Below are 21,156 nucleotides of genomic sequence, written 5' to 3' on the forward strand. Positions count from 1 at the left end.
TGAAAAAATTGAAAAATAATCGACGCACTGGCATCATCAGCCATCAACAATTCCGTGGAGGCTGACATGGCCAAGATGCGCGCAGTCGACGCAGCCGTTCTCGTTCTTGAAAAGGAAGGCATCTCCTGTGCCTTCGGCGTGCCGGGTGCGGCGATCAACCCGCTTTATTCGGCGCTGAAGGCAAGGGGCAGCATCCGCCACATCCTTGCGCGGCACGTCGAGGCGGCCTCGCATATGGCCGAAGGGTTTACCCGCGCCAGATCGGGCAATATCGGTCTGTGCATCGGCACTTCGGGTCCGGCCGGCACCGACATGATCACCGGCCTCTATTCGGCCGCCGCCGATTCTATTCCCATCCTCTGCATCACCGGGCAGGCGCCGCGGGCACGTCTCAACAAGGAGGATTTTCAAGCCGTCGACATCGCCGCGATCGCCGCACCCGTCGCCAAATGGGCTGTTACCGTCATGGAGCCCTATCTGGTGCCGATGGCGCTGCAGAAGGCGTTCCATCTGATGCGCTCGTCGCGGCCGGGGCCGGTGCTGGTCGACCTGCCGGTCGATGTGCAACTGGCGGAGATCGAGTTCGATATCGATGCCTACGAGCCGCTGGTGCCGTTCAAGCCGGCAATGTCGCGCGCTCAGGCGGAGAAGGCGCTGACGATGCTCGACGCGGCGGAAAAGCCTGTGATCGTCGCCGGCGGCGGCATTATCAACGCCGATGCGTCGGACCTGTTGATAGAATTCGCCGAAGTCACCGGCGTGCCTGTCATTCCGACGCTGATGGGCTGGGGCGCGATCCCCGACGACCACCGCCTGATGGCCGGCATGTGCGGACTGCAGACCTCGCATCGCTACGGCAATGCGACGATGCTCGAGGCCGATTTCGTTTTCGGCATCGGCAACCGCTGGGCCAACCGCCACACCGGTTCGGTCGATGTCTACACCAAGGGCAAGAAGTTCATCCACGTCGATATCGAGCCGACGCAGATCGGCCGCGTCTTCGCACCGGACCTTGGCGTCGTCTCGGATGCCGGTGCGGCGCTTAAAATGCTGCTCGACGTCGCCACCGAATGGAGGACCGCCGGGAAATTGCGCGACTGGTCGGGCTGGGCCGGCGAATGCCGGCAGCGCAAGAAGACGATGAAGCGCAAGACCCATTTCGACCAGGTGCCGCTGAAGCCGCAGCGCGTCTATGAGGAGATGAACAGGGCGTTCGGCCGCGACACCACCTATGTCACCACGATCGGCCTGTCGCAGATCGCCGGGGCACAATTCCTGCATGTCTATAAGCCGCGCAACTGGATCAATTGCGGCCAGGCCGGGCCGCTCGGCTGGACATTGCCGGCAGCGCTCGGCGTTCGCGCCGCCGATCCGGACCGCACCATTGTGGCATTGTCCGGCGACTATGATTTCCAGTTCATGATCGAGGAACTGGCGGCCGGCGCGCAGCACAGATTGCCCTACATCCATGTCGTGGTGAACAACGCCTATCTCGGGCTGATCCGCCAGGCGCAGCGCGGCTTTTCGATGGATTTCGAAGTCAGCCTGGCCTTCGAGAACGTTAATCGACAGGGCGATGCCGAAGCTGGCTATGGCGTCGACCACGTCGCCGTTGCCGAGGCGATGGGCTGCAAGGCAGTCAGGGTGCGCCGGCCGGAGGAATTCGCCGGTGTCTTCGAAGAGGCAAAGCGCCTGATGGACGAGCACCAGGTTCCGGTGGTGCTCGAATTCATCCTCGAGCGCGTCACCAACGTTTCGATGGGCACCGAAATCGACAAGATCACCGAATTCGAGGAGCTTGCCGAGCGCAATGAAGATGCCCCCACGGCGATCGTCATGCTCGATTAAGCCGCATATGAGGAACTACTGCCATGCCACGGTTTTCAGCCAATCTTTCGATGCTCTTTGGCGAGCATGACTTTCTCGACCGCTTCGATGCCGCTGCCCGCGCCGGCTTCAAGGGCGTCGAGTATATCGGTCCCTATGACCATGCGCCGGATGTCGTCGCGGCCAGGTTGAAGAAGAACGGGTTGACGCAGGTCCTGTTCAACCTGCCTGCCGGCGACTGGGCCAAGGGCGAGCGCGGCATTGCGATCCTGCCGGACCGCATCCCGGAGTTCCGGCAAGGTATTGCCAAGGTCGTCACCTATGCGCACGCCCTGGGCTGCGAGCAGGTCAATTGCCTCGCCGGCATCGCGCCGCAGAGCGTCGATCGCTCCGTGCTGGAAGACGTGTTCACCGAAAACCTGGCTTTCGCGGCGGAAAAGCTGGAGCAGGCCGGCATCAGGCTGCTGATCGAGCCGATCAACACCCGCGACATTCCGGGCTTCTTCCTGAATTACTCGGATCAGGCCCTGGCGCTGATCGACCGCGTCGGCTCGAAGAACCTGTTCCTGCAATACGACATCTATCACATGCAGATCATGGAGGGGGATCTCGCCCGTACCATCGAGGCAAACCTCGACCGCATCGCGCATATCCAGCTTGCGGACAATCCCGGCCGTCATGAGCCGGGGACGGGCGAGATCAATTTTCACTTCCTGTACAGCCACATCGACCGCATCGGCTATTCCGGCTGGGTTGGCGCGGAATACAAGCCGAAGGGTGGGACGGAAGCCGGACTGGGATGGCTTCGGGAGTTGGCCGGGCAGGCGGCGGCATAGACGCTACGCATCGCCGCCTTACAAAAAACGGAGAAAGACATGGAAACCATCGGCTTTATCGGCCTCGGCATCATGGGTGCGCCGATGGCGGGGCATCTGCTCGACGCCGGCTACACCGTCGTCGCCAGCGATCATCGCTCGAAGCCGCCGGCCGATCTCGTCGCCAGGGGTCTGAAGACCGTCTCTGGCCACAGCGCCGTCGCGAAAATGGCCGACATCATCATCACCATGGTGCCGGATACGCCGCAGGTCGCCGATGTGCTGTTCGGCGAAAACGGCGTCGCGTCCGGGCTGACAAGGGGCAAGCTGGTCATCGACATGAGCTCGATCTCGCCGATCGAGACCAAGGAATTCACAAAAAAGATCAACGATCTCGGCTGCGATTACCTCGATGCGCCGGTGTCGGGCGGCGAGGTCGGTGCCAAGGCGGCGTCGCTGACCATCATGGTCGGCGGCGAGGAAAGGGCCTTCGAACGCGCCAGGCCGGTGTTCGAAAAGATGGGCAAGAACATCACGCTGGTCGGACCGAACGGCGTCGGCCAGACAACCAAAGTCGCCAATCAGATCGTCGTCGCCCTGACCATCGAGGCCGTCGCCGAAGCGCTTGTCTTTGCTTCAAAAGCCGGCGCCGATCCGGCCAAGGTCAGGCAAGCGCTGATGGGCGGATTGGCCGCCTCGCGCATCCTCGAAGTGCATGGCGAGCGCATGATAAAGCGCAGCTTCGCGCCCGGCTTCCGCATCGAACTGCACCAGAAGGATCTTAATCTCGCTCTCGAAGGCGCCAAGGCGCTCGGCGTCGCGCTGCCCAACACCTCGACGACACAGCAACTGTTCAACTCCTGCGCGGCGAATGGCGGGGCCAAAGAAGATCACTCGGCGCTGGTCAGGGCGCTGGAGCGGATGGCGGGATGTGAAGTGGGGTGAATAGTGAGTAGTGAGCAGTAAATAGTAAGTAGCAGTGAGTAGTTGGTAATGAGTTTGGTCACGACCTACGTGCAGTCTCACCATTCACTCTTTCAAAAATTTCCTTGCCGCATAAAGGCTCACCGCCGCCGCATTCGACACGTTGAGCGAGCGGATGGCGCCGGGCATGTCTAGCCGGGCGAGCGTCGCCACCGTTTCGCGCGTTTTCTGGCGCAGGCCTTTGCCCTCGGCGCCAAGCACCAATGCGATCTTTTCTCCCGAAAAACTCTTTTCGAGCTCCGCCGGACCGTCCGAATCCAGCCCTATCGTCTGAAACCCGGCCTCGTGCAGTTGGCCGAGTGCGTCGGCGAGGTTCTTCACCTCGATCTGATCGATGTGCTCCAGCGCGCCGGAAGCCGACTTCGCCAGCACGCCGGATTCCTGTGGGCTGTGGCGCGCCGTGGTGATCAGCGCGCCGGCGCCGAAAGCGACCGCCGAGCGCAGGATCGCGCCGACATTGTGCGGATCGGTGATCTGATCGAGCACCAGCACCAGCCTGGTGTCGCCAAGCGCATCGAGGCGCTTGGGTTTTAGCGGCTCGGCCTCGATCAGCACGCCCTGATGCACGGCATCCGAGCCGCTGACCTTGTCGATGTCCTTCGGCTCGACCAGTTCCGCCTTGAAGGGCAAAGCGGCAAGATCGGCGATTGCCAGCCGCTCGGCAGCGTTGCGCGTCACCAGCATTTTTTTGATCTTGCGGCGCGGATTGTCGAGCGCCGCCCGCACCGTGTGCAGCCCGTAGAGCCGCACCAGCCCATCCGCCGGGTTCTCGCCGGGCGGCACCGGCTGGCGCGGCCTGAACGCCGGCGCGCCGCCGCTCTTCTCGTCGCGATGCGCACGGCGCAGCTTGGCGTAGTGGGTGTCTTTAGGGGTCTTGGGCTTGTTGTCGTTGCTCATGGCCGGTTCTATAGCCGTGTCGTCCGGTCATGGATACAGCCGCACAAGCTGCTTGTCGGGCGAGGTGTGAAATTCAGCGCTTTTTGCCGGGCTGTTGCGGTTGACAGTTTTGGACGCTCCCGCCATAAGGCGCTGCGCGGAAAGGCTGCTTTGGCGGCCGCGACGCGTCGATGCCTCGTTGCATGGCTCCGGCGGTAGACTGGAGAGGTGCCCGAGTGGTTAAAGGGGACGGACTGTAAATCCGTTGGCTATGCCTACGTTGGTTCAAATCCAACCCTCTCCACCACTGCCGGCCCGGAAGCCCTGAAACGCAGCGCGAGCGTCGGAGCGGATCCGATGCTTGACTGAAAGGCGCGGGTATAGCTCAGTGGTAGAGCAGCAGCCTTCCAAGCTGAATATGCGGGTTCGATTCCCGCTACCCGCTCCAGATTTTCCCCAAGGCCACGGCGCACCTCGCGCACGATCCCGAAGCAGGCAGCGCCAAGCGAAGCGCGTTGCCGATAGTTCAGAGCGTTCAATGCGCGTCCAGAAGGACGCGCATCTTAATCTGTGTTTTACGCATATCGTTGTCCCGAACCGCAGGCGGCGTTGGGCGACAGGCGTCAGCTCGCGAATTTGCTGAAAATGGAGGCGAGCTGGTTCTGCTGCGGCACTTGCCCGTTCGGCGTCAGCTGGTCGACAAGTCCCGGCAAGGCCGCGGACAATTGCTGGAGCAATTCCTGCTGATTCAGGCCCGTCCTTTGCGCGATCTCCTGAATGATTTGCGGCCCGAGAGCGCTGCCCAGATCGTTGGGGTTGATCGGCTGGTTCTGACCGGTGCCGACCCACGAATTGGCGACGTTGCCGTGGCCGGCGTCCTTCAGTTTGTCGAGCAGGCCGCCCAGACCGCCAAGCAGTCCGCCGTCGGCGGATGCGGTTGTATCAGGCGGGACGGGGGCAGGGCTCTGCGCTGCCTCCGGCTGGGCGGAACTTCCACTGCTCAGCATTTTTCCCACCAAAAGTGCGCCGAGCGCGATCATCAGCGGCTTGGCGACGTTGCCGCCGGGAACGGCATTGTCAAACAGTCCCATTGTGGATCTCCATGTCAAATTGCCCGCCCGTCTCCGACAATGACGCATTCATGGCGAATTTCAAGCCAGTTTGAGCTTTCCGTAATCATGATTTTCAAGTTGGCTTGAGCTTTGCTTAATAATGTGGAAGTAATCCGGTGCGGGGAACGGAGAGGAAAAATGTCAATATTAAGCTGGATTATTCTCGGCGTCATCGCCGGCTTCATAGGCAGCAAGATCGTCAATAAAAGCGGGCAGGGCCTGGTGCTCGATATCGTGCTTGGGATCGTCGGCGCCATCGTCGGCGGACTGATCTTCAGCGCCTTTGGTGCGTCGGGCGTTACGGGGCTGAACATCTATAGTCTGATAGTGGCCGTGATAGGCGCGATAGTTGTCCTGTGGGCTTATCACCAGTTTACCGGCAGGCGGGCTCTTTAGAAACGGGCAGACCGGCAGTTGCGTCGGCATTCACCCGAATGCCGAGCGCCTATCTAACCCTTTTGAGGATCTGGCGGATCAGCGTGTTGAGGCCGGCTTCCAGCCCTCTCACCATGATCGGCCATAGTTCCTCCAGCAATCGCTGCCATACGGCATCGCGCCCAATCCTCACCGGCAGATTGGGCATCGCGCCCATTGCCGCCGTCACATCGCGACGCAGCCGCTCGCCACAGGCGCTTGCGCCGCTGATCGTCGGATCGAAGGGCAGCCGGGTAAAATCCCATTTTCCGCGCTGCTCGATGCCGAGATTGCTCTCGACTTCTGCATGCGACAGCACCGTTTTGGGCGTGACCTTGATGCGGCAATATTTGCAGAGTTCGGCGACAACCGCGGTCATCGCGTTCCACTGCGCCTTGGTCATCGGATAGCGGCCGGCATCGAACGGCCTTCCTCCGCCCCGGCCATGCAGCAGAGCGAAACCCCGATCGAGCCGCCATTGCAGTTGAGCGTGTGCGCGGCATATCCCGGTTTTACCCGACCCGAATTGAGCGCGATCGAAGGCCGGCCCCTGACCAAACGGCCATTCCCCTCGACCAGTATGTGATACGCATCCCTATCGGTATCGCCGGCCGAATGCGAGCCTGCCGTCCAATGGCAAACGACGCGCTTCATCGCAACATTGGGCAACCAGTCGGGCGGCAATGCCACAGAAATCTCCGCGACATAAGTTCAGTGACGCAGCACAGTATAATTTCCTTGGCGGCGGACGCGAAAACGAAACGATAGTTTGGTTGAGCGTTTCTAACGGTCAGCTATTCGCCGGCATCTTCGGCGACCGCGTGTTCTCTGTATTGCGGCAGATCGTCAGTGATCGTGAACCACTTCGCCTTGGAGCCGACGAAGATGTGCTGCGTCGGGCGGATGGTTGGCTCGTCGACGAGGCTTCCCATGGCGACATGCACGAAGGCACCGTCGCGGACCACCGAATAGAGCAACGAGCCGCAAGTCTTGCAGTGCGCGTCATGGCCGGTTTCGTCGCCGAAGATCGTGAGATTGTCCTCGCCCCTCGTCAGGCTCAGCCTGTCCCGCTCGATGCCGGCGAACGGCTTGAAGGCCGAACCGGTGGTACGCCGGCAGTTCGAGCAGTGGCAGTTCGCGGCATAGACGAACGCGTCCGCCACCGCGTACTGAACGGCGCCGCACAGGCATTTTCCGGCGAGCATGCGGTTGCTTGCATTCTGGTTGTTTCCGTTCTCCGGGCTTGCCATACGCTTCTCCACTCAGGCGATCGTCCCTACACCCTCTCCAGCTCTAGGCGACTACGGTTAACCGGCGCTTGCGCTCGTCGAGCGAGACGATGGTCAACCCGCTGGCCACCACCAGCAGGATACCGCAGATGGCCAGCGCATTCGGGAGCTGCCGGAAAACCACCAGGCCTGAAATCACCGCCCAGACGGTAAAGCAATAGTAGAACGGCGCCACCACGCTGGTCGGCCCGACGCGATAGGCCATGAAGATGAAGAAGTGGCCGAAGATCAGGAACAGTCCGGCGCCGCCCATCAGCAGCAGGTGACGGGTTTCAGGCACCACCCAGCGCTCGGAAACCAGATGCGCAACGCCGGCGCCGGCCAGCACCACAATCACCGCGGAAATAGCCACGACCATTCCCGGCACGTCGGCAGCGACCTTGCGCCCGGCCAGATCGCGCGCCGCGGACAGGGCTGCATTGCCGAGCGCCAGCAGGGCGTAAACCGAAATCCCCTGCATCGTCGGTTGTGCCACCATCACCGCGCCGACAAAGCCGAGCCCGATCAGCGCCAGGCGAACCCCGCCGATCCGTTCGCCAAACAGCATCGAGGAGCCGACCAGCATCAGCAAGGGCGTGATCTGTCCGAGCGCGGTGGAATCGGCGATCTGCATGTTGGCGAGCGCCACCACGTAGCAAAGGATCGCACCCAGTTCGAGCAGGTTCCTACGCAAAACCTTGGCGTCGAGGATTAGCGGGATGTGCTTGCCATAGCCCAGCACGAACAGCAGCGGAATGCCCCACAACGTTGCCGCCGCGCCGCGCAGGAACAGCACCTCATAGGGCGGCAGTCCCGCGGTTGCGAGCTTCATCATCGTATCGTTGACGATGTAGGACCCGGTCGAAACGACCATGAACAGCGGGCCTCGTATGGCAGTCGGGATGAAATGCATCGGCCCACGAAATCAGACCGGCGCCAAAGCGGCAATGGGCCAGATCCGTCTGTAAATCCGTCAAAGCCGTCAGCCGCCGCCGTAACCATTCCATTTGCCCTTGTTCGTTCCTATATCCGCGCCACATTCTCCGAAACCGGATCACGCGTTCGGGCGGGCGAGCGCGCTCGGCGACAAGGCACTTGTGTTTTTCGGCCTTAGTCGCTAATCGCCCCGCATTCGACTGAACTGAAGGTCCAGGCCGTCCCAGGCCGTCCAAGGAAAGAGACTATGGCAAAAGGTAAATTCGAGCGCACTAAGCCTCATGTGAACATTGGCACGATTGGTCACGTCGACCATGGCAAGACGTCGCTGACGGCGGCGATCACCAAGTATTTTGGCGAATACAAGCGCTATGACCAGATCGATGCGGCGCCCGAAGAGAAGGCGCGCGGCATCACCATTTCGACGGCGCATGTCGAATACGAGACCGCCAACCGCCACTATGCCCATGTCGATTGCCCCGGCCACGCCGACTATGTGAAGAACATGATCACCGGTGCCGCGCAGATGGACGGCGCGATCCTGGTGGTGTCGGCCGCCGACGGCCCGATGCCGCAGACCCGCGAGCACATCCTGCTCGCCCGCCAGGTCGGCGTGCCCTCGATCGTGGTGTTCTTGAACAAGGTCGACCAGGTCGACGACGCCGAGCTGCTCGAGCTGGTCGAGCTCGAGGTGCGTGAGCTTCTGACCAAGAACGAGTTCCCCGGCGACGACATTCCGATCGTCAAGGGTTCGGCGCTTGCCGCACTTGAAGACAGCGACAAGAAGATCGGCGAGGACGCCATCCGCGAACTGATGGCTGCGGTCGATGCCTATATACCGACGCCGGTTCGTCCGCTCGACAAGCCGTTCCTGATGCCGATCGAGGACGTGTTCTCGATCTCGGGCCGTGGCACGGTGGTGACCGGCCGCGTCGAGCGCGGCGTCGTCAAGGTCGGCGAGGAGCTGGAGATCGTCGGCATCCGTCCGACCACCAAGACGACCTGCACGGGCGTCGAGATGTTCCGCAAGCTGCTCGACCAGGGTCAGGCGGGCGACAACATCGGCGCGCTGTTGCGCGGTGTCGACCGTGAAGGCGTCGAGCGCGGCCAGGTCCTGGCCAAGCCCGGCACCGTCAAGCCGCACAAGAAGTTCGTTGCCGAAGCCTACATCCTGACCAAGGACGAGGGCGGCCGCCATACGCCGTTCTTCACCAACTACCGTCCGCAGTTCTACTTCCGCACGACGGACGTGACCGGCATCGTGTCGCTGCCGGAAGGCACCGAGATGGTGATGCCGGGCGACAACATCACCGTCGATGTCGAGCTGATCGTGCCGATCGCCATGGAAGAGAAGCTGCGCTTCGCCATCCGTGAAGGCGGCCGTACCGTCGGTGCCGGCATCGTCGTCACCATCAAAGAGTAATCGTCGGCGCTGCCGGTTGAGATCGGATGCGAAAGGGCGGTCTTCGGGCCGCCCTTTTGATTCTGATATTCCGGCAATGGATTAACCGCATTGCCTTAAATCCTGTTGCAAGCGCCTCTGCCATAACTAGTATAGGTTGCATCGAGGGGGCTGCCCAAATGGTTCCATGGCGCCGTTTGCATAGTCAGGCATGGTGGTCGCTAGGGCTGATCTGCCTGGTGTCGTTGCTTGCCATGGGCCACGCTGCCTTCGCAGCGGATGCAAAGAAATCCACGCCGGAAAAATCCACGCCGGATTTCGGCCCGACGATGCGGTTCGTCGTCGTCCGCAGCAGCGCGCCGGGCTGCGAGCCGACCTGTCCGGAATGGATATCGGCGGAAGGCTCGATTGAAGCCGGCACGCCGGCCCTTTTCAAGCGCACGCTTAAGGCGCTTGGCGCCCGAAAGCTGCCGATCGTCGTCGATTCCCCTGGCGGCAATGTCGAAGCGGCGCTGACACTTGGTCGCCTGATCCGCAAGAACAAGCTCGATATCGCCGTCGGCAAAACCCGCTTCGCCGGCTGCCTGCCAGATATGAAGAACTGCAAGGAAAACGACGGCAAGGGCGCCCGTTATTTCGGCGATGCCTATGGCAACGGCGCCATCTGCAATTCCGCCTGCCCGTTGATGTTTTCCGGTGGCATCCGGCGCGTGGTCGGGGAGTGGGCCTTTCTCGGCGTCCATCAGATCACCACGACCTATGTCCGGACGAAATTGCTGTACCGCACCACCTACCGCATGGTGAAAGGCAAGAGGAAGATACTCAGTACCAGGGTCGTCAGCCGGAAGAACGCGGGCAGCTACAAGACCTACGAAATGAACAAACCGCTGGAGCGGAAGCTGGCGGCCTATCTGAAGGAGATGGGCGTCGGCCTGGGCGTGCTTGAGACCATGAAAAGCACGCCGGCCAGCGGCATCCAGCAACTGATTCCCCACGATATGCTGCAAATGAATCTCGTCACCAGTCTGGATGCCGTCGACCTGCTGACCGCGCCAACCCTGTGCAAATCCGATCCGTTGCCGGCGAGTTGCAGGGAAGTGCCGGCGCCGGCGAATATCGCGAAGCCGGCCGGGCAAGTGGTGGCGAGCGCCGAGCCTGCACCTCTGGGGCTCGAAACCCCGCCGGCGAAGGAGGTCGCTGACATGCGCTTCGTCCTGGTCCGCGGCAGCAACCCGCTATGCAATCCCAATTGCCCGGAATGGATCTCGGCCGAAGGCACGATTACCGCTGACACGGCCGAAAAATTGCGCCAACTGCTTGATAGCGTCGGCGACCGGCGCCTGCCCATCGTCATCAACTCGCGGGGTGGTGACGTGCTCGGTGCTTTGGCGGCCGGAAGGCTGATCCGCGAACGCAAGCTCGACGTCGCCGTGGCGCGGACGGATTTCATTGGCTGCGAGCCGCGGCAGGCCGACTGCACGGCCGAAGACGGCGTCTACAACGGGCTCACGGTCGATGCCGGCGGCGGTTGCGGCTCGGCCTGTCCGATCATGCTCGCCGGCGGTGTCAAATGCCTGGTCGGCCCGCGTGCACAGTTGAGCGTGCATTCGGTACGGCAGGAGCAAAAGGTCAAGGCCTATCTTGAGGACATGACTGTTGGACCCGGCATGTTTTCGGCGATGCAATCGGCGCAATACTCGCGCTACCGGCACCTTGAACCAGAGATGATGCTGAAAGTCGGGCTGACGACCGGGCCTGGGTCCGCGGACGAATTGACCGGGCCTGGCATCTGCAGATCGGAGCCAAGGCCGGAGAACTGCCGCGAGATCTCGGGCGCCAAGGCTCAGGCCACCACGCCGGTCAAGTCGTAAGACCGGTCAAATCGTAAGACAGGCATGATAGCCGCGGCCGACTGGCCATCGAGGCAGGTTGAGCGGCGCTCGATATTTCCGCTATCGTCCAGCGAAGACCAGCATAGGGGGATAGCAAATGAGCCAGGATGCCCCGACATTGTTCGAATGGGCCGGTGGCACCGAAGCGCTGAACCGCCTGACCCAAACCTTCTACGACAACGTCTCTCGGGATCCCATCGTCGGGCCGGTGTTCAAGCACATGTCGCCGGACCATCCCGCTCACGTCGCGGCCTTCATCGGCGAAGTTTTCGGTGGACCGAAAACCTACAGCGAAAAGCATGGCGGCCATCGCGAGATGGTGATGCACCATCTCGGCAAGCATCTGACCGAGGAGCAGCGCCGGCGCTGGATCAATCTTCTCGCCGACGCCGCCGACGAGATCGGGCTGCCTGACGATCCCGAATTCCGCTCGGCTTTCATGGCCTATGTCGAATGGGGATCGCGGCTGGCCAGGATGAATTCCAACAAGGGCCCGACCTGCGATCCCGAGACGGAACCAATGCCGGCCTGGGGTTGGGGGGTGCCGGGCGGGCCTTACAAGCCGCCTTCGGGAACCTGACCGCGCGCGAATCGGTCGAAAGCCTGCCGGCCAGGAAAACGGGTGGCTATGGAGGTCTCGGTCCTCCAGGCTAACGGTTTAAAGTCGCCGTCGAATGGCGCGGCCACATTGAAAACCGGAGGCTTTGCGATGAGATCGGAAGGCAAGAAAAATTCAAACAGCGTCTTTGACAGCGACCGCGGAATCCGAAATCCGTTTGGCGTCATGGACGTCCCCACTCCCGACGACGAGGAGGTGTCGGCGTTCGCCGCCGGCGTGAAACTGGAGGGAACTCCAAGCGATGAAAATGCCGAGGCCTGGGGCACCGAAAGCGACCGCGACCGCAACGACACCATCGAAGGCAGCTGGTCCAGCCGTTGGAACGGCGGTGCCGATCCCACGATCCCGGGCGATACCGAGGATAAATGGAAGTCTGGCCGGGGCGAGGTGAAGACGGCGGGAGAGAGGGTTTACCTGCTGTTCGATTGGCATAATGGCGTGCGCAAGGGGCTCATCGATGCCCAGCGCCAGGGTGCGAAAGGGCTGGTGGGAAAATACATCAATCTGACCGACCCGAAAATCGTGCGTCCATGGGTCGGCTTGATCGTCAGCAATCAACGGATCGACGGGAAATGGCCGGGAGGACGCCTGGACTTTCGAAGATGAAGGCCGGGTAGCGCACGTCGCTCTTTACAGAGCGCGCGGAAGCTTTTAGGAAGCGCCTGCTGCGCCGACATGCGCATACGGGCATAGCTCAGTTGGTAGAGCGGCGGTCTCCAAAACCGCAGGTCGTAGGTTCGAGCCCTGCTGCCCGTGCCATTCTTCGAATGGATACCTAAAACGATTCTTTTGCAGTGCGGCCTTTGAAAACCGGCTTGTGACTTGCCATATAGCATAAGTTGCGGCATAAGGGCCGCATAGCCGGGACGGAACGACTGGATGGTTCCGAGGCGGCGTTTGGGCATAAAGCGGACACTTGCCACTTGCGTGGATCAAGAATCGGTTTTATGTAGACGAAACAGACACGCGACGCGTGGAGCTGGGAAGCCGGCTTTACGCGTCTGATTTGCATGGGCGAAATGATTGCGCTGATTCGGCGCGAACGCACGCTCAAGCGGCACGTCCCGGCCAGCGGGATCATCCAGGAGACCCGGCCAACGGGTCTTGCAGACAGAGCGGCATATGGCTTCGAAAACCACAAATCCTTTCACCTTTCTCCAGCAGGTTCGCGCGGAGACCGCCAAGGTCACTTGGCCGTCGCGGCGCGAAACGATGATCTCGACGGTGATGGTCCTTGTGTTCGCGGTCATCGCGATGATCTTTTTCTTTACCGCAGACGTGGCCATGGGCTTTGCGGTCGAAAAAATCCTCGGCCTCGGACAGTAAGTCCGGCGATTACGGAGAAGTCTTGAAATGACCGCGCGGTGGTACATCGTCCACGCCTACTCGAACTTTGAAAAGAAGGTCGCCGAGGACATCGAGAACAAGGCCAAGCAGAAGGGCCTGTCCGCCGACATCGAGCAGATCGTGGTGCCGACCGAGAAGGTCGTCGAGATCCGCCGCGGCCGCAAGGTCGATGCCGAGCGCAAGTTCTTTCCGGGCTATGTGCTGCTGAAAGCCAATCTGACCGATGCCGTGTTCTCGCTCGTCAAGAACACGCCGAAGGTCACCGGTTTCCTGGGCGACTCCAAGCCGGTGCCGATCACCGAAGCCGAAGCCCAGCGTATCCTGAACCAGGTTCAGGAAGGCGTCGAGCGGCCGAAGCCGTCGGTGACGTTCGAGATCGGCGAAGCGATCCGCGTTTCGGATGGACCATTCGCGTCGTTCAACGGTTTCGTCCAGGAAGTGGACGAAGAGCGGGCGCGGCTCAAGGTGGAAGTATCGATCTTCGGGCGCGCCGTGCCGGTCGATCTGGAATTCGGACAGGTCGAGAAGGGCTGATCCGAAATCCCTGCACCGGTTTCGGCGGCAGGGAAGGCGGCGCGGAGATCGCGCGGCCAAAAACGGGTGGGAGGCGAATGCGGCTTTAGCCGGCCGCGCGGACCGCACCACCAGACTGCAACCGCCGGCAAGACCGGCATGAGAAAAGGCAGGAAGAGAGATGGCTAAGAAGATTGCAGGCCAGCTCAAGCTCCAGGTTTCCGCGGGATCGGCCACGCCGTCGCCCCCGATCGGCCCGGCGCTTGGTCAGCGTGGCATCAACATCATGGAGTTCTGCAAGGCGTTCAACGCGCAGACCCAGGAAATGGAAAAGGGTTCGCCGGTTCCGGTCGTCATCACCTACTACCAGGACAAGTCGTTCACCTTTGTCATGAAGACGCCGCCGGTGAGCTATTTCCTGAAGAAGGCCGCCAACCTGAAGTCGGGTTCCAAGGAGCCGGGCAAGCTCAAGGCCGGTACGATCGGCCGCGACAAGGTGCGCGCCATCGCCGAGCAGAAGATGAAGGATCTGAACGCAAACGACGTCGAGGCGGCCATGCGCATGGTCGAGGGCTCCGCCCGCTCGATGGGTCTGGAAGTGGTGGGCTGAGATCATGGCAAAGATTGCAAAGCGTGTATCGAAGACCCGCGAAGGCATCGATCCCAACAAGGCTTACGCTTTGGGTGAGGCGCTGAAGCTGCTCAAGGATCGCTCCTCGGTGAAGTTTGATGAGACCGTCGAGGTCGCGATGAACCTCGGCGTCGATCCCCGCCATGCCGACCAGATGGTCCGCGGCGTGGTCAATCTGCCGAACGGCACCGGCCGCAGCGTTCGCGTCGCCGTGTTCGCGCGCGGCGACAAGGCCGAAGAGGCCAAGGCCGCCGGCGCCGACATCGTCGGAGCCGAGGACCTGGTCGACATCGTCCAGAAGGGCACGATCGACTTTGACCGTTGCATCGCCACGCCGGACATGATGCCGCTGGTCGGCCGTCTCGGCAAAGTGCTCGGTCCGCGCGGCATGATGCCGAACCCGAAGGTCGGCACCGTCACCACTGACGTTGCCGCCGCTGTCAAGGCATCGAAGGGCGGCGCCGTCGAGTTCCGCGTCGAGAAGGCCGGCATCGTTCATGCCGGCGTCGGCAAGGTGTCGTTCGACGTCAAGGCGCTGGAAGAAAACGTCCGCGCCTTCGCAGACGCGGTGACCAGGGCAAAGCCGGCTGGGGCCAAGGGCAACTACGTCAAGAAGGTGTCGGTCACCTCGACGATGGGCCCGGGCCTCAAGCTCGATGTCTCGACGCTCGCAGCGTCCTGATACGAACAATTGGATCGGCCGCTAAAACGCTGATCCGTGAAAGAATTCCGGGCCTCCGACCTGTCGGTGGCCCGGTACCGGAAGTCGAAAGGCTTCCGGACATCCTGTCCGAGATTGCAGGCGGCCCCAAGCCTTAGGTGATGTGGGCCTTAATTCATGTGGGCCTGCATGAGACGGGTGAAGACCGGACAAAGGGGCGAAAGCTCCAATGAAAGGTTCGAACCGTGTTTGCCTTTTGTCTGCGCACCGTCCGGCTAGCCGGCAGGTGTGGCGAAAGGGGGCAGGATCCTCGAGCGTCGTTCGGGAGATCCGTTACTGGATGGCCCGGCCGGCAAAAGGCAACCCGACGCCTGTCCTTCGTAGAGGGCAGGGGTCAACTGGAGATAGGCAGTGGACAGAGCGGAAAAACGCGAACTCGTCACGGGGCTGAATGATGCGTTTTCAAGCGCTGGTTCAGTCGTCGTGGCCCACTACGCCGGTATCACCGTCGCGCAAATGAACGACCTTCGGTCGAAAATGCGCGCCGCCGGTGGCACCGTCAAAGTCGCGAAGAACCGTCTCGCCAAAATCGCTCTTCAGGGCACGGACTCCGCATCGATCATCGAGCTGTTCAAGGGACAGACGCTGATCGCCTATTCGGAGGATCCGATTGCGGCGCCGAAGGTCGCGTCCGATTTCGCCAAGGGAAATGACAAGCTCGTCATTCTCGGTGGCGCAATGGGCACCACCTCGCTCAACGCCGACGGTGTGAAGGCACTCGCCACACTCCCGTCGCTCGATGAGCTGCGCGCCAGGCTGGTTGGCATGATCGCCACGCCGGCAACCCGGATCGCCCAGATCGTCAATGCGCCTGCGGCCTCGGTCGCGCGCGTCATCGGCGCTTACGCCCGGAAGGACGAGGCGGCATGAGGCCGTTCCTCGCTATCACAAACACACGTTCGAACCTTATGAAGGAACATTGCAATGGCTGATCTGGCAAAGATCGTAGACGACCTTTCGAAGCTGACCGTCCTCGAGGCGGCCGAGCTGTCGAAGCTTCTTGAAGAAAAGTGGGGCGTTTCCGCCGCTGCTCCGGTGGCGGTTGCCGCTGCCGGCGGCGCTGCGGCCGCTGCTGCTCCTGTCGAGGAAAAGACGGAATTCGACGTCGTCCTCACCGAGGCAGGCGCTCAGAAGATCAACGTCATCAAGGAAGTTCGCGCCATCACCGGTCTTGGCCTCAAGGAAGCCAAGGACCTGGTCGAGGCGGCTCCGAAGCCGGTCAAGGAAGGCGTTTCCAAGGCCGACGCGGACAAGTTCAAGGCCCAGCTGGAAGCAGCCGGCGCCACGGTTTAACTAAAGAACGCTTTTAGACCGGGCGCCGGGCGGCGCGCCGCCCGCCACTCCCATCACGTCTAGGGGAGGCTCATAGCGCGAAGAGTGCGAAAACCTCTTTCCTGAGGGCCGCAAACCGGCCTTCAGGAAACGGGTTTTCTCCCGTTTCTGGCCCACCGCCAATTGGTGGTGGGTGAAAAGACAAGAAGCCGCCGACAGGCGGCGGGCAACAAGACAGGGCCGCCAAGGTGGCCCGAGATGCAAGGCGAGCCGCGGCGAGGCTCGTCCCGAGAATTGAGCTAAGGAGCGACGATGGCCCAGACCCAGACTTTCAATGGCCGCAGACGCGTACGCAAGTTTTTCGGAAAGATCCCGGAAGTTGCGGAGATGCCGAACCTGATCGAGGTTCAGAAGGCATCCTATGACCAGTTCCTGATGGTGGAGGAGCCCAAGGGCGGGCGTCCTGACGAGGGGCTGCAGGCAGTTTTCAAGTCGGTCTTCCCGATTTCCGATTTTTCCGGCTCCTCGATGCTGGAATTCGTGAAGTACGAGTTCGAGGGACCGAAATTCGACGTTGACGAATGCCGTCAGCGCGACCTGACCTACGCGGCGCCGCTCAAGGTGACGCTGCGCCTCATCGTGTTCGATATCGACGAGGATACCGGCGCGAAGTCGATCAAGGACATCAAGGAGCAGGACGTTTACATGGGCGACATGCCGCTCATGACCTTGAACGGCACCTTCATCGTCAACGGCACCGAGCGCGTCATCGTCTCGCAGATGCACCGTTCGCCGGGCGTCTTCTTCGACCATGACAAGGGCAAGTCGCACTCGTCCGGCAAGCTTCTGTTTGCCGCGCGCGTTATTCCCTATCGCGGCTCATGGCTCGACATCGAGTTCGATAGCAAGGACGTCGTGCACGCCCGTATCGACCGCCGCCGCAAGATTCCGGTCACGTCGCTGCTGATGGCGCTCGGCATGGACGGCGAAGAGATCCTGTCGACCTTCTACAACAAGATCACCTACAAGCGCGCCGGCGACCATTGGCGTATCCCGTTCAACGTCGAGCGTTTCCGCGGCCTCAAGGCCGTTGGTGACCTGGTTGACGCCGACACCGGCGAGGTCGTCGTCGAGGCCGGCAAGAAGATCACTGCCCGCCAGGCCAGGGCGCTTGGCGAAAAGGGTCTCAAGGCGATCAAGGCGACCGACGAGGATCTGCTCGGCAACTATCTCGCCGAGGATATCGTCAACTATGCGACCGGTGAGATATTCCTCGAAGCCGGCGACGAGATCGACGAAAAGACGCTGAAAGTGCTGCTCGGCACCGGCGAGGACGAGATCAAGGTTCTCGACATCGACCATGTCAACGTCGGCGCCTATATCCGCAACACGCTCAACGTCGACAAGAACGAGAGCCGCCAGGACGCACTGTTCGACATCTATCGTGTCATGCGCCCGGGCGAGCCGCCGACGCTCGAGACCGCCGAAGCCATGTTCAACTCGCTGTTCTTCGACAGCGAGCGCTACGACTTGTCGGCCGTCGGCCGCGTCAAGATGAACATGCGCCTCGAGCTCAAGGCCGAGGACACCGTGCGCGTGCTGCGCAAAGAGGACATCCTGGCCGTGGTCAAGACGCTGGTCGAACTGCGCGACGGCAAGGGCGAGATCGACGACATCGACAATCTCGGCAATCGCCGCGTGCGCTCGGTCGGCGAGCTGATGGAGAACCAGTACCGCGTCGGGCTGCTGCGCATGGAGCGCGCGATCAAGGAACGCATGTCCTCGATCGAGATCGACACGGTGATGCCGCAGGACCTGATCAACGCCAAGCCGGCGGCTGCCGCCGTGCGCGAGTTCTTCGGTTCCTCGCAGCTGTCGCAGTTCATGGATCAGACCAACCCGCTGTCGGAGATCACCCACAAGCGCCGTCTTTCGGCGCTTGGACCGGGCGGTCTGACCCGCGAGCGTGCCGGTTTCGAAGTGCGCGACGTGCATCCGACGCATTACGGTCGCATCTGCCCGATCGAGACGCCGGAAGGCCCGAATATCGGCCTGATCAACTCGCTGGCGACCTTCGCGCGGGTCAACAAATACGGCTTCATCGAGAGCCCGTACCGCAAGATCGTCAATGGCAAGCTGACCAATGAGGTCGTTTACCTGTCGGCTATGGAAGAGGCCAAGCACCACGTCGCGCAGGCCAATGCCGAGCTCGACAAGAATGGTCATTTCGTCGACGAATTCGTCATTTGCCGCAACGCCGGCGAAGTGATGATGGCGCCGCGCGAAAACGTCGATCTGATGGACGTATCGCCGAAGCAGATGGTGTCGGTGGCCGCGGCCCTGATCCCGTTCCTCGAGAACGACGACGCCAACCGTGCGCTGATGGGCTCGAATATGCAGCGTCAGGCCGTGCCGCTGGTGCGCGCCGAAGCGCCGTTCGTCGGCACTGGCATGGAGCCGATCGTCGCCCGTGACTCGGGCGCCGCCATCGGCGCCCGCCGCGGCGGCATCGTCGACCAGGTGGACGCGACGCGTATCGTCATCCGCGCCACGGAAGATCTCGATCCCGGCAAGTCCGGCGTCGATATCTACCGGCTGATGAAGTTCCAGCGTTCGAACCAGAACACCTGCATCAACCAGCGTCCGCTGGTGCGCATGGGCGACCGGGTCAACAAGGGCGACATCATTGCCGACGGCCCGTCGACCGAGCTCGGCGATCTGGCCCTCGGCCGGAACGTGCTGGTCGCGTTCATGCCGTGGAACGGCTACAACTACGAGGATTCCATCCTTCTGTCCGAGCGCATCGTCGCCGACGACGTCTTCACCTCGATCCACATCGAGGAGTTCGAAGTCATGGCCCGCGACACCAAGCTCGGGCCGGAGGAGATCACGCGCGATATCCCGAACGTCTCGGAAGAAGCGCTGAAGAACCTCGATGAGGCCGGCATCGTCTACATCGGTGCGGAAGTGCAGCCGGGCGACATCCTGGTCGGCAAGATCACGCCGAAGGGCGAAAGCCCGATGACGCCGGAAGAAAAGCTGCTGCGCGCCATCTTCGGTGAAAAGGCCTCGGACGTGCGCGACACCTCGATGCGCATGCCTCCGGGAACCTTCGGGACCGTCGTCGAAGTGCGTGTCTTCAACCGCCACGGCGTCGAGAAGGACGAGCGCGCCATGGCGATCGAGCGCGAGGAGATCGAACGCCTCGCCAAGGACCGCGACGACGAGCAGGCGATCCTCGACCGCAACGTCTATTCGCGCCTTTCCGACGTTCTTGTCGGCAAGGAAGCGATTGCCGGGCCGAAGGGCTTCAAGAAGGGCTCGAAGCTGTCGAAGGACACGCTGGACGAGTATCCGCGTTCGCAGTGGTGGCAGTTTGCCGTGGAGAACGAAAAGCTCCAGAGCGAGCTGGAAGCCCTGCGTGGCCAGTACGACGATTCCAAGAAGGCGCTCGAGCAGCGCTTCATGGACAAGGTCGAGAAGGTGCAGCGCGGCGACGAAATGCCTCCGGGCGTCATGAAGATGGTCAAGGTCTTCGTGGCCGTGAAGCGCAAGATGCAGCCCGGCGACAAGATGGCCGGCCGGCACGGCAACAAGGGTGTCGTGTCGCGGATCGTTCCGGTCGAGGACATGCCTTTCCTCGAGGACGGCACGCATGCCGATATCGTGCTCAACCCGCTGGGTGTGCCGTCGCGCATGAATGTCGGCCAGATCCTGGAAACGCATCTGGGCTGGGCTTGCGCCGGAATGGGCAAGAAGATTGGCGATCTGATCGACGCGTACAAGACTGCGGGCGACATCAAGCCGCTGCGCAAGACGCTCGAGAGCTTCATGCCGGCCAACGACCGCAACGAGCCGATCCGCGAATATGACGACGAGAGCATCATTCGCCTCAGCGAGCAGATGCGCCGCGGCGTCTCCATCGCGACACCGGTGTTCGACGGCGCGCACGAGGCCGACATTAACATCATGCTGGAGCAGGCGGGCCTGCACACCAGCGGTCAGTCGCAGCTCTATGACGGACGCACCGGCGAGCCGTTCGATCGCAAAGTGACGATGGGCTATATATATATGCTCAAGCTTCACCACCTTGTGGACGACAAGATCCACGCGCGTTCGATCGGGCCGTACTCGCTCGTTACCCAGCAGCCGCTGGGCGGCAAGGCGCAGTTCGGTGGCCAGCGCTTCGGCGAGATGGAGGTCTGGGCGCTCGAAGCATACGGCGCCGCCTACACGCTGCAGGAGATGCTGACGGTGAAGTCGGACGACGTCGCCGGCCGCACCAAGGTCTACGAGGCGATCGTCAGAGGCGACGACACCTTCGAAGCCGGCATCCCCGAGAGCTTCAACGTTCTCGTCAAGGAAATGCGGTCTCTCGGCCTCAATGTCGAGCTGGAGAACACCAAACTCGACGACAACCCGATCCGGCTGCCCGACGCGGCCGAATAAGCAAGACGCTCGGTCGCGGGAGAGGGCTCTCGCGACCGGGGCGCACCCAAATTCTTCGGCCGATGGCCGATCAAGTCG

The 21,156-nt window shown here is 61.9% G+C and carries 21 protein-coding genes and 3 tRNA genes; 18 read left to right on the forward strand and 6 right to left on the reverse strand.

Features of this window, described 5'->3' with window-relative positions:
• Nucleotides 1–66 precede the first annotated feature (66 nt).
• The 3 genes from gcl to NKH78_RS14000 are packed head-to-tail and all read left to right on the forward strand — an operon-like array spanning nt 67 to nt 3,587.
• Nucleotides 67–1,848, forward strand: coding sequence for a glyoxylate carboligase (gene gcl / locus NKH78_RS13990; protein WP_352741108.1), 1,782 nt, complete (start codon nt 67–69; stop codon nt 1,846–1,848).
• 23 nt (nt 1,849–1,871) lie between these two features.
• Complete coding sequence (hyi, locus tag NKH78_RS13995) at nt 1,872–2,663, forward strand: hydroxypyruvate isomerase (RefSeq protein WP_352741110.1); 792 nt, start codon at nt 1,872–1,874, stop codon at nt 2,661–2,663.
• A gap of 9 nt (nt 2,664–2,672) precedes the next feature.
• Nucleotides 2,673–3,587, forward strand: a complete 915-nt coding sequence (locus tag NKH78_RS14000) for a 2-hydroxy-3-oxopropionate reductase (protein WP_502899810.1) — start codon at nt 2,673–2,675, stop codon at nt 3,585–3,587.
• 84 nt (nt 3,588–3,671) lie between these two features.
• Here NKH78_RS14000 and NKH78_RS14005 read toward each other — a convergent pair whose 3' ends face one another.
• Nucleotides 3,672–4,523: a TrmH family RNA methyltransferase gene (locus NKH78_RS14005; protein WP_352741113.1), complete on the reverse strand. Its 852-nt coding sequence runs from the start codon at nt 4,521–4,523 to the stop codon at nt 3,672–3,674.
• Nucleotides 4,524–4,724: 201 nt separating this feature from the next.
• Between NKH78_RS14005 and NKH78_RS14010 the strand changes: the two genes are divergently transcribed.
• Both NKH78_RS14010 and NKH78_RS14015 read left to right on the forward strand, forming a co-directional pair.
• Nucleotides 4,725–4,809: transfer RNA gene (locus tag NKH78_RS14010), tRNA-Tyr, on the forward strand.
• A 67-nt stretch (nt 4,810–4,876) separates the two neighbouring features.
• Nucleotides 4,877–4,950 (forward strand) — tRNA-Gly (locus NKH78_RS14015).
• Nucleotides 4,951–5,125: 175 nt separating this feature from the next.
• Here NKH78_RS14015 and NKH78_RS14020 read toward each other — a convergent pair.
• Nucleotides 5,126–5,593, reverse strand: coding sequence for a YidB family protein (locus NKH78_RS14020; RefSeq protein WP_254817132.1), 468 nt, complete (start codon nt 5,591–5,593; stop codon nt 5,126–5,128).
• A 159-nt stretch (nt 5,594–5,752) separates the two neighbouring features.
• Between NKH78_RS14020 and NKH78_RS14025 the strand changes: the two genes are divergently transcribed.
• Entirely contained in the window at nt 5,753–6,010 is a 258-nt protein-coding gene (locus tag NKH78_RS14025) for a GlsB/YeaQ/YmgE family stress response membrane protein (protein ID WP_254817133.1), read from the forward strand.
• A gap of 49 nt (nt 6,011–6,059) precedes the next feature.
• Here the strand turns inward: NKH78_RS14025 and NKH78_RS14030 are convergent, their stop codons facing one another.
• The 4 genes from NKH78_RS14030 to NKH78_RS14045 form a co-directional block, all read right to left on the reverse strand.
• Nucleotides 6,060–6,431, reverse strand: a complete 372-nt coding sequence (locus tag NKH78_RS14030) for a hypothetical protein (RefSeq protein WP_352741115.1) — start codon at nt 6,429–6,431, stop codon at nt 6,060–6,062.
• On the reverse strand, nt 6,428–6,718 hold the full coding sequence (locus tag NKH78_RS14035) for a peptidoglycan recognition protein family protein (RefSeq protein WP_352741116.1): 291 nt from the start codon (nt 6,716–6,718) through the stop codon (nt 6,428–6,430). The genes NKH78_RS14030 and NKH78_RS14035 overlap by 4 nt, the downstream gene beginning before the upstream one ends.
• Before the next feature lie 104 nt (nt 6,719–6,822).
• Nucleotides 6,823–7,278: a GFA family protein gene (locus NKH78_RS14040; protein ID WP_352741118.1), complete on the reverse strand. Its 456-nt coding sequence runs from the start codon at nt 7,276–7,278 to the stop codon at nt 6,823–6,825.
• 43 nt (nt 7,279–7,321) lie between these two features.
• Nucleotides 7,322–8,209 (reverse strand): DMT family transporter, encoded by an 888-nt coding sequence (locus tag NKH78_RS14045; RefSeq protein ID WP_352741120.1) that lies wholly within the window; start codon nt 8,207–8,209, stop codon nt 7,322–7,324.
• A gap of 270 nt (nt 8,210–8,479) precedes the next feature.
• Here NKH78_RS14045 and tuf point away from each other — a divergent pair, with 270 nt between their 5' ends.
• The 12 genes from tuf to rpoB all read left to right on the forward strand — a co-directional run bounded on the left by tuf (nt 8,480) and on the right by rpoB (nt 21,078).
• On the forward strand, nt 8,480–9,655 hold the full coding sequence (gene tuf, locus NKH78_RS14050) for an elongation factor Tu (protein ID WP_254817137.1): 1,176 nt from the start codon (nt 8,480–8,482) through the stop codon (nt 9,653–9,655).
• Nucleotides 9,656–9,813: 158 nt separating this feature from the next.
• Nucleotides 9,814–11,505: a COG3904 family protein gene (locus tag NKH78_RS14055; protein WP_352741122.1), complete on the forward strand. Its 1,692-nt coding sequence runs from the start codon at nt 9,814–9,816 to the stop codon at nt 11,503–11,505.
• A 118-nt stretch (nt 11,506–11,623) separates the two neighbouring features.
• The gene (locus NKH78_RS14060; RefSeq protein ID WP_352509926.1) at nt 11,624–12,106 is read left to right on the forward strand and encodes a group II truncated hemoglobin; all 483 of its coding nucleotides are present in this window, start codon (nt 11,624–11,626) and stop codon (nt 12,104–12,106) included.
• Between the two features lie 48 nt (nt 12,107–12,154).
• Nucleotides 12,155–12,751 carry a hypothetical protein gene (locus tag NKH78_RS14065; RefSeq protein ID WP_352883117.1) on the forward strand — a complete coding sequence of 199 codons (597 nt, stop codon included), beginning with the start codon at nt 12,155–12,157 and terminating at the stop codon, nt 12,749–12,751.
• A gap of 77 nt (nt 12,752–12,828) precedes the next feature.
• Nucleotides 12,829–12,904: transfer RNA gene (locus NKH78_RS14070), tRNA-Trp, on the forward strand.
• 363 nt (nt 12,905–13,267) lie between these two features.
• Nucleotides 13,268–13,471, forward strand: a complete 204-nt coding sequence (gene secE / locus NKH78_RS14075) for a preprotein translocase subunit SecE (RefSeq protein WP_023680439.1) — start codon at nt 13,268–13,270, stop codon at nt 13,469–13,471.
• 27 nt (nt 13,472–13,498) lie between these two features.
• Nucleotides 13,499–14,026, forward strand: a complete 528-nt coding sequence (gene nusG / locus NKH78_RS14080; protein ID WP_006333333.1) for a transcription termination/antitermination protein NusG — start codon at nt 13,499–13,501, stop codon at nt 14,024–14,026.
• Nucleotides 14,027–14,186: 160 nt separating this feature from the next.
• Nucleotides 14,187–14,615: a 50S ribosomal protein L11 gene (rplK, locus tag NKH78_RS14085; RefSeq protein ID WP_254817141.1), complete on the forward strand. Its 429-nt coding sequence runs from the start codon at nt 14,187–14,189 to the stop codon at nt 14,613–14,615.
• A 4-nt stretch (nt 14,616–14,619) separates the two neighbouring features.
• The gene (rplA, locus tag NKH78_RS14090; RefSeq protein ID WP_254817142.1) at nt 14,620–15,318 is read left to right on the forward strand and encodes a 50S ribosomal protein L1; all 699 of its coding nucleotides are present in this window, start codon (nt 14,620–14,622) and stop codon (nt 15,316–15,318) included.
• Between the two features lie 390 nt (nt 15,319–15,708).
• On the forward strand, nt 15,709–16,227 hold the full coding sequence (gene rplJ, locus NKH78_RS14095; RefSeq protein ID WP_008875657.1) for a 50S ribosomal protein L10: 519 nt from the start codon (nt 15,709–15,711) through the stop codon (nt 16,225–16,227).
• Between the two features lie 54 nt (nt 16,228–16,281).
• A complete protein-coding gene (rplL, locus tag NKH78_RS14100; protein ID WP_352883119.1) occupies nt 16,282–16,650 on the forward strand; it encodes a 50S ribosomal protein L7/L12 in 369 nt (122 codons plus the stop codon).
• A gap of 291 nt (nt 16,651–16,941) precedes the next feature.
• Nucleotides 16,942–21,078 (forward strand): DNA-directed RNA polymerase subunit beta, encoded by a 4,137-nt coding sequence (gene rpoB / locus NKH78_RS14105; RefSeq protein ID WP_352509951.1) that lies wholly within the window; start codon nt 16,942–16,944, stop codon nt 21,076–21,078.
• Nucleotides 21,079–21,156 lie beyond the last annotated feature (78 nt).

It is taken from the genome of Mesorhizobium sp. M0910 (genome assembly GCF_040319465.1).
In the GTDB taxonomy this organism is placed as follows: domain Bacteria; phylum Pseudomonadota; class Alphaproteobacteria; order Rhizobiales; family Rhizobiaceae; genus Mesorhizobium.

What these genes read in the sequence shown, in the direction of transcription:
- gcl (WP_352741108.1), top strand. Translation starts at nt 67, where the DNA reads ATGGCCAAGATGCGCGCAGTCGACGCAGCCGTTCTCGTTCTTGAAAAG.
- hyi (WP_352741110.1), top strand. Translation starts at nt 1,872, where the DNA reads ATGCCACGGTTTTCAGCCAATCTTTCGATGCTCTTTGGCGAGCATGAC.
- NKH78_RS14005 (WP_352741113.1), bottom strand. Translation starts at nt 4,523, where the DNA reads ATGAGCAACGACAACAAGCCCAAGACCCCTAAAGACACCCACTACGCC.
- NKH78_RS14020 (WP_254817132.1), bottom strand. Translation starts at nt 5,593, where the DNA reads ATGGGACTGTTTGACAATGCCGTTCCCGGCGGCAACGTCGCCAAGCCG.
- NKH78_RS14025 (WP_254817133.1), top strand. Translation starts at nt 5,753, where the DNA reads ATGTCAATATTAAGCTGGATTATTCTCGGCGTCATCGCCGGCTTCATA.
- NKH78_RS14030 (WP_352741115.1), bottom strand. Translation starts at nt 6,431, where the DNA reads ATGACCAAGGCGCAGTGGAACGCGATGACCGCGGTTGTCGCCGAACTC.
- NKH78_RS14040 (WP_352741118.1), bottom strand. Translation starts at nt 7,278, where the DNA reads ATGGCAAGCCCGGAGAACGGAAACAACCAGAATGCAAGCAACCGCATG.
- NKH78_RS14045 (WP_352741120.1), bottom strand. Translation starts at nt 8,209, where the DNA reads ATGCATTTCATCCCGACTGCCATACGAGGCCCGCTGTTCATGGTCGTT.
- tuf (WP_254817137.1), top strand. Translation starts at nt 8,480, where the DNA reads ATGGCAAAAGGTAAATTCGAGCGCACTAAGCCTCATGTGAACATTGGC.
- NKH78_RS14055 (WP_352741122.1), top strand. Translation starts at nt 9,814, where the DNA reads ATGGTTCCATGGCGCCGTTTGCATAGTCAGGCATGGTGGTCGCTAGGG.
- NKH78_RS14060 (WP_352509926.1), top strand. Translation starts at nt 11,624, where the DNA reads ATGAGCCAGGATGCCCCGACATTGTTCGAATGGGCCGGTGGCACCGAA.
- NKH78_RS14065 (WP_352883117.1), top strand. Translation starts at nt 12,155, where the DNA reads ATGGAGGTCTCGGTCCTCCAGGCTAACGGTTTAAAGTCGCCGTCGAAT.
- secE (WP_023680439.1), top strand. Translation starts at nt 13,268, where the DNA reads ATGGCTTCGAAAACCACAAATCCTTTCACCTTTCTCCAGCAGGTTCGC.
- nusG (WP_006333333.1), top strand. Translation starts at nt 13,499, where the DNA reads ATGACCGCGCGGTGGTACATCGTCCACGCCTACTCGAACTTTGAAAAG.
- rplK (WP_254817141.1), top strand. Translation starts at nt 14,187, where the DNA reads ATGGCTAAGAAGATTGCAGGCCAGCTCAAGCTCCAGGTTTCCGCGGGA.
- rplA (WP_254817142.1), top strand. Translation starts at nt 14,620, where the DNA reads ATGGCAAAGATTGCAAAGCGTGTATCGAAGACCCGCGAAGGCATCGAT.
- rplL (WP_352883119.1), top strand. Translation starts at nt 16,282, where the DNA reads ATGGCTGATCTGGCAAAGATCGTAGACGACCTTTCGAAGCTGACCGTC.
- rpoB (WP_352509951.1), top strand. Translation starts at nt 16,942, where the DNA reads ATGGCCCAGACCCAGACTTTCAATGGCCGCAGACGCGTACGCAAGTTT.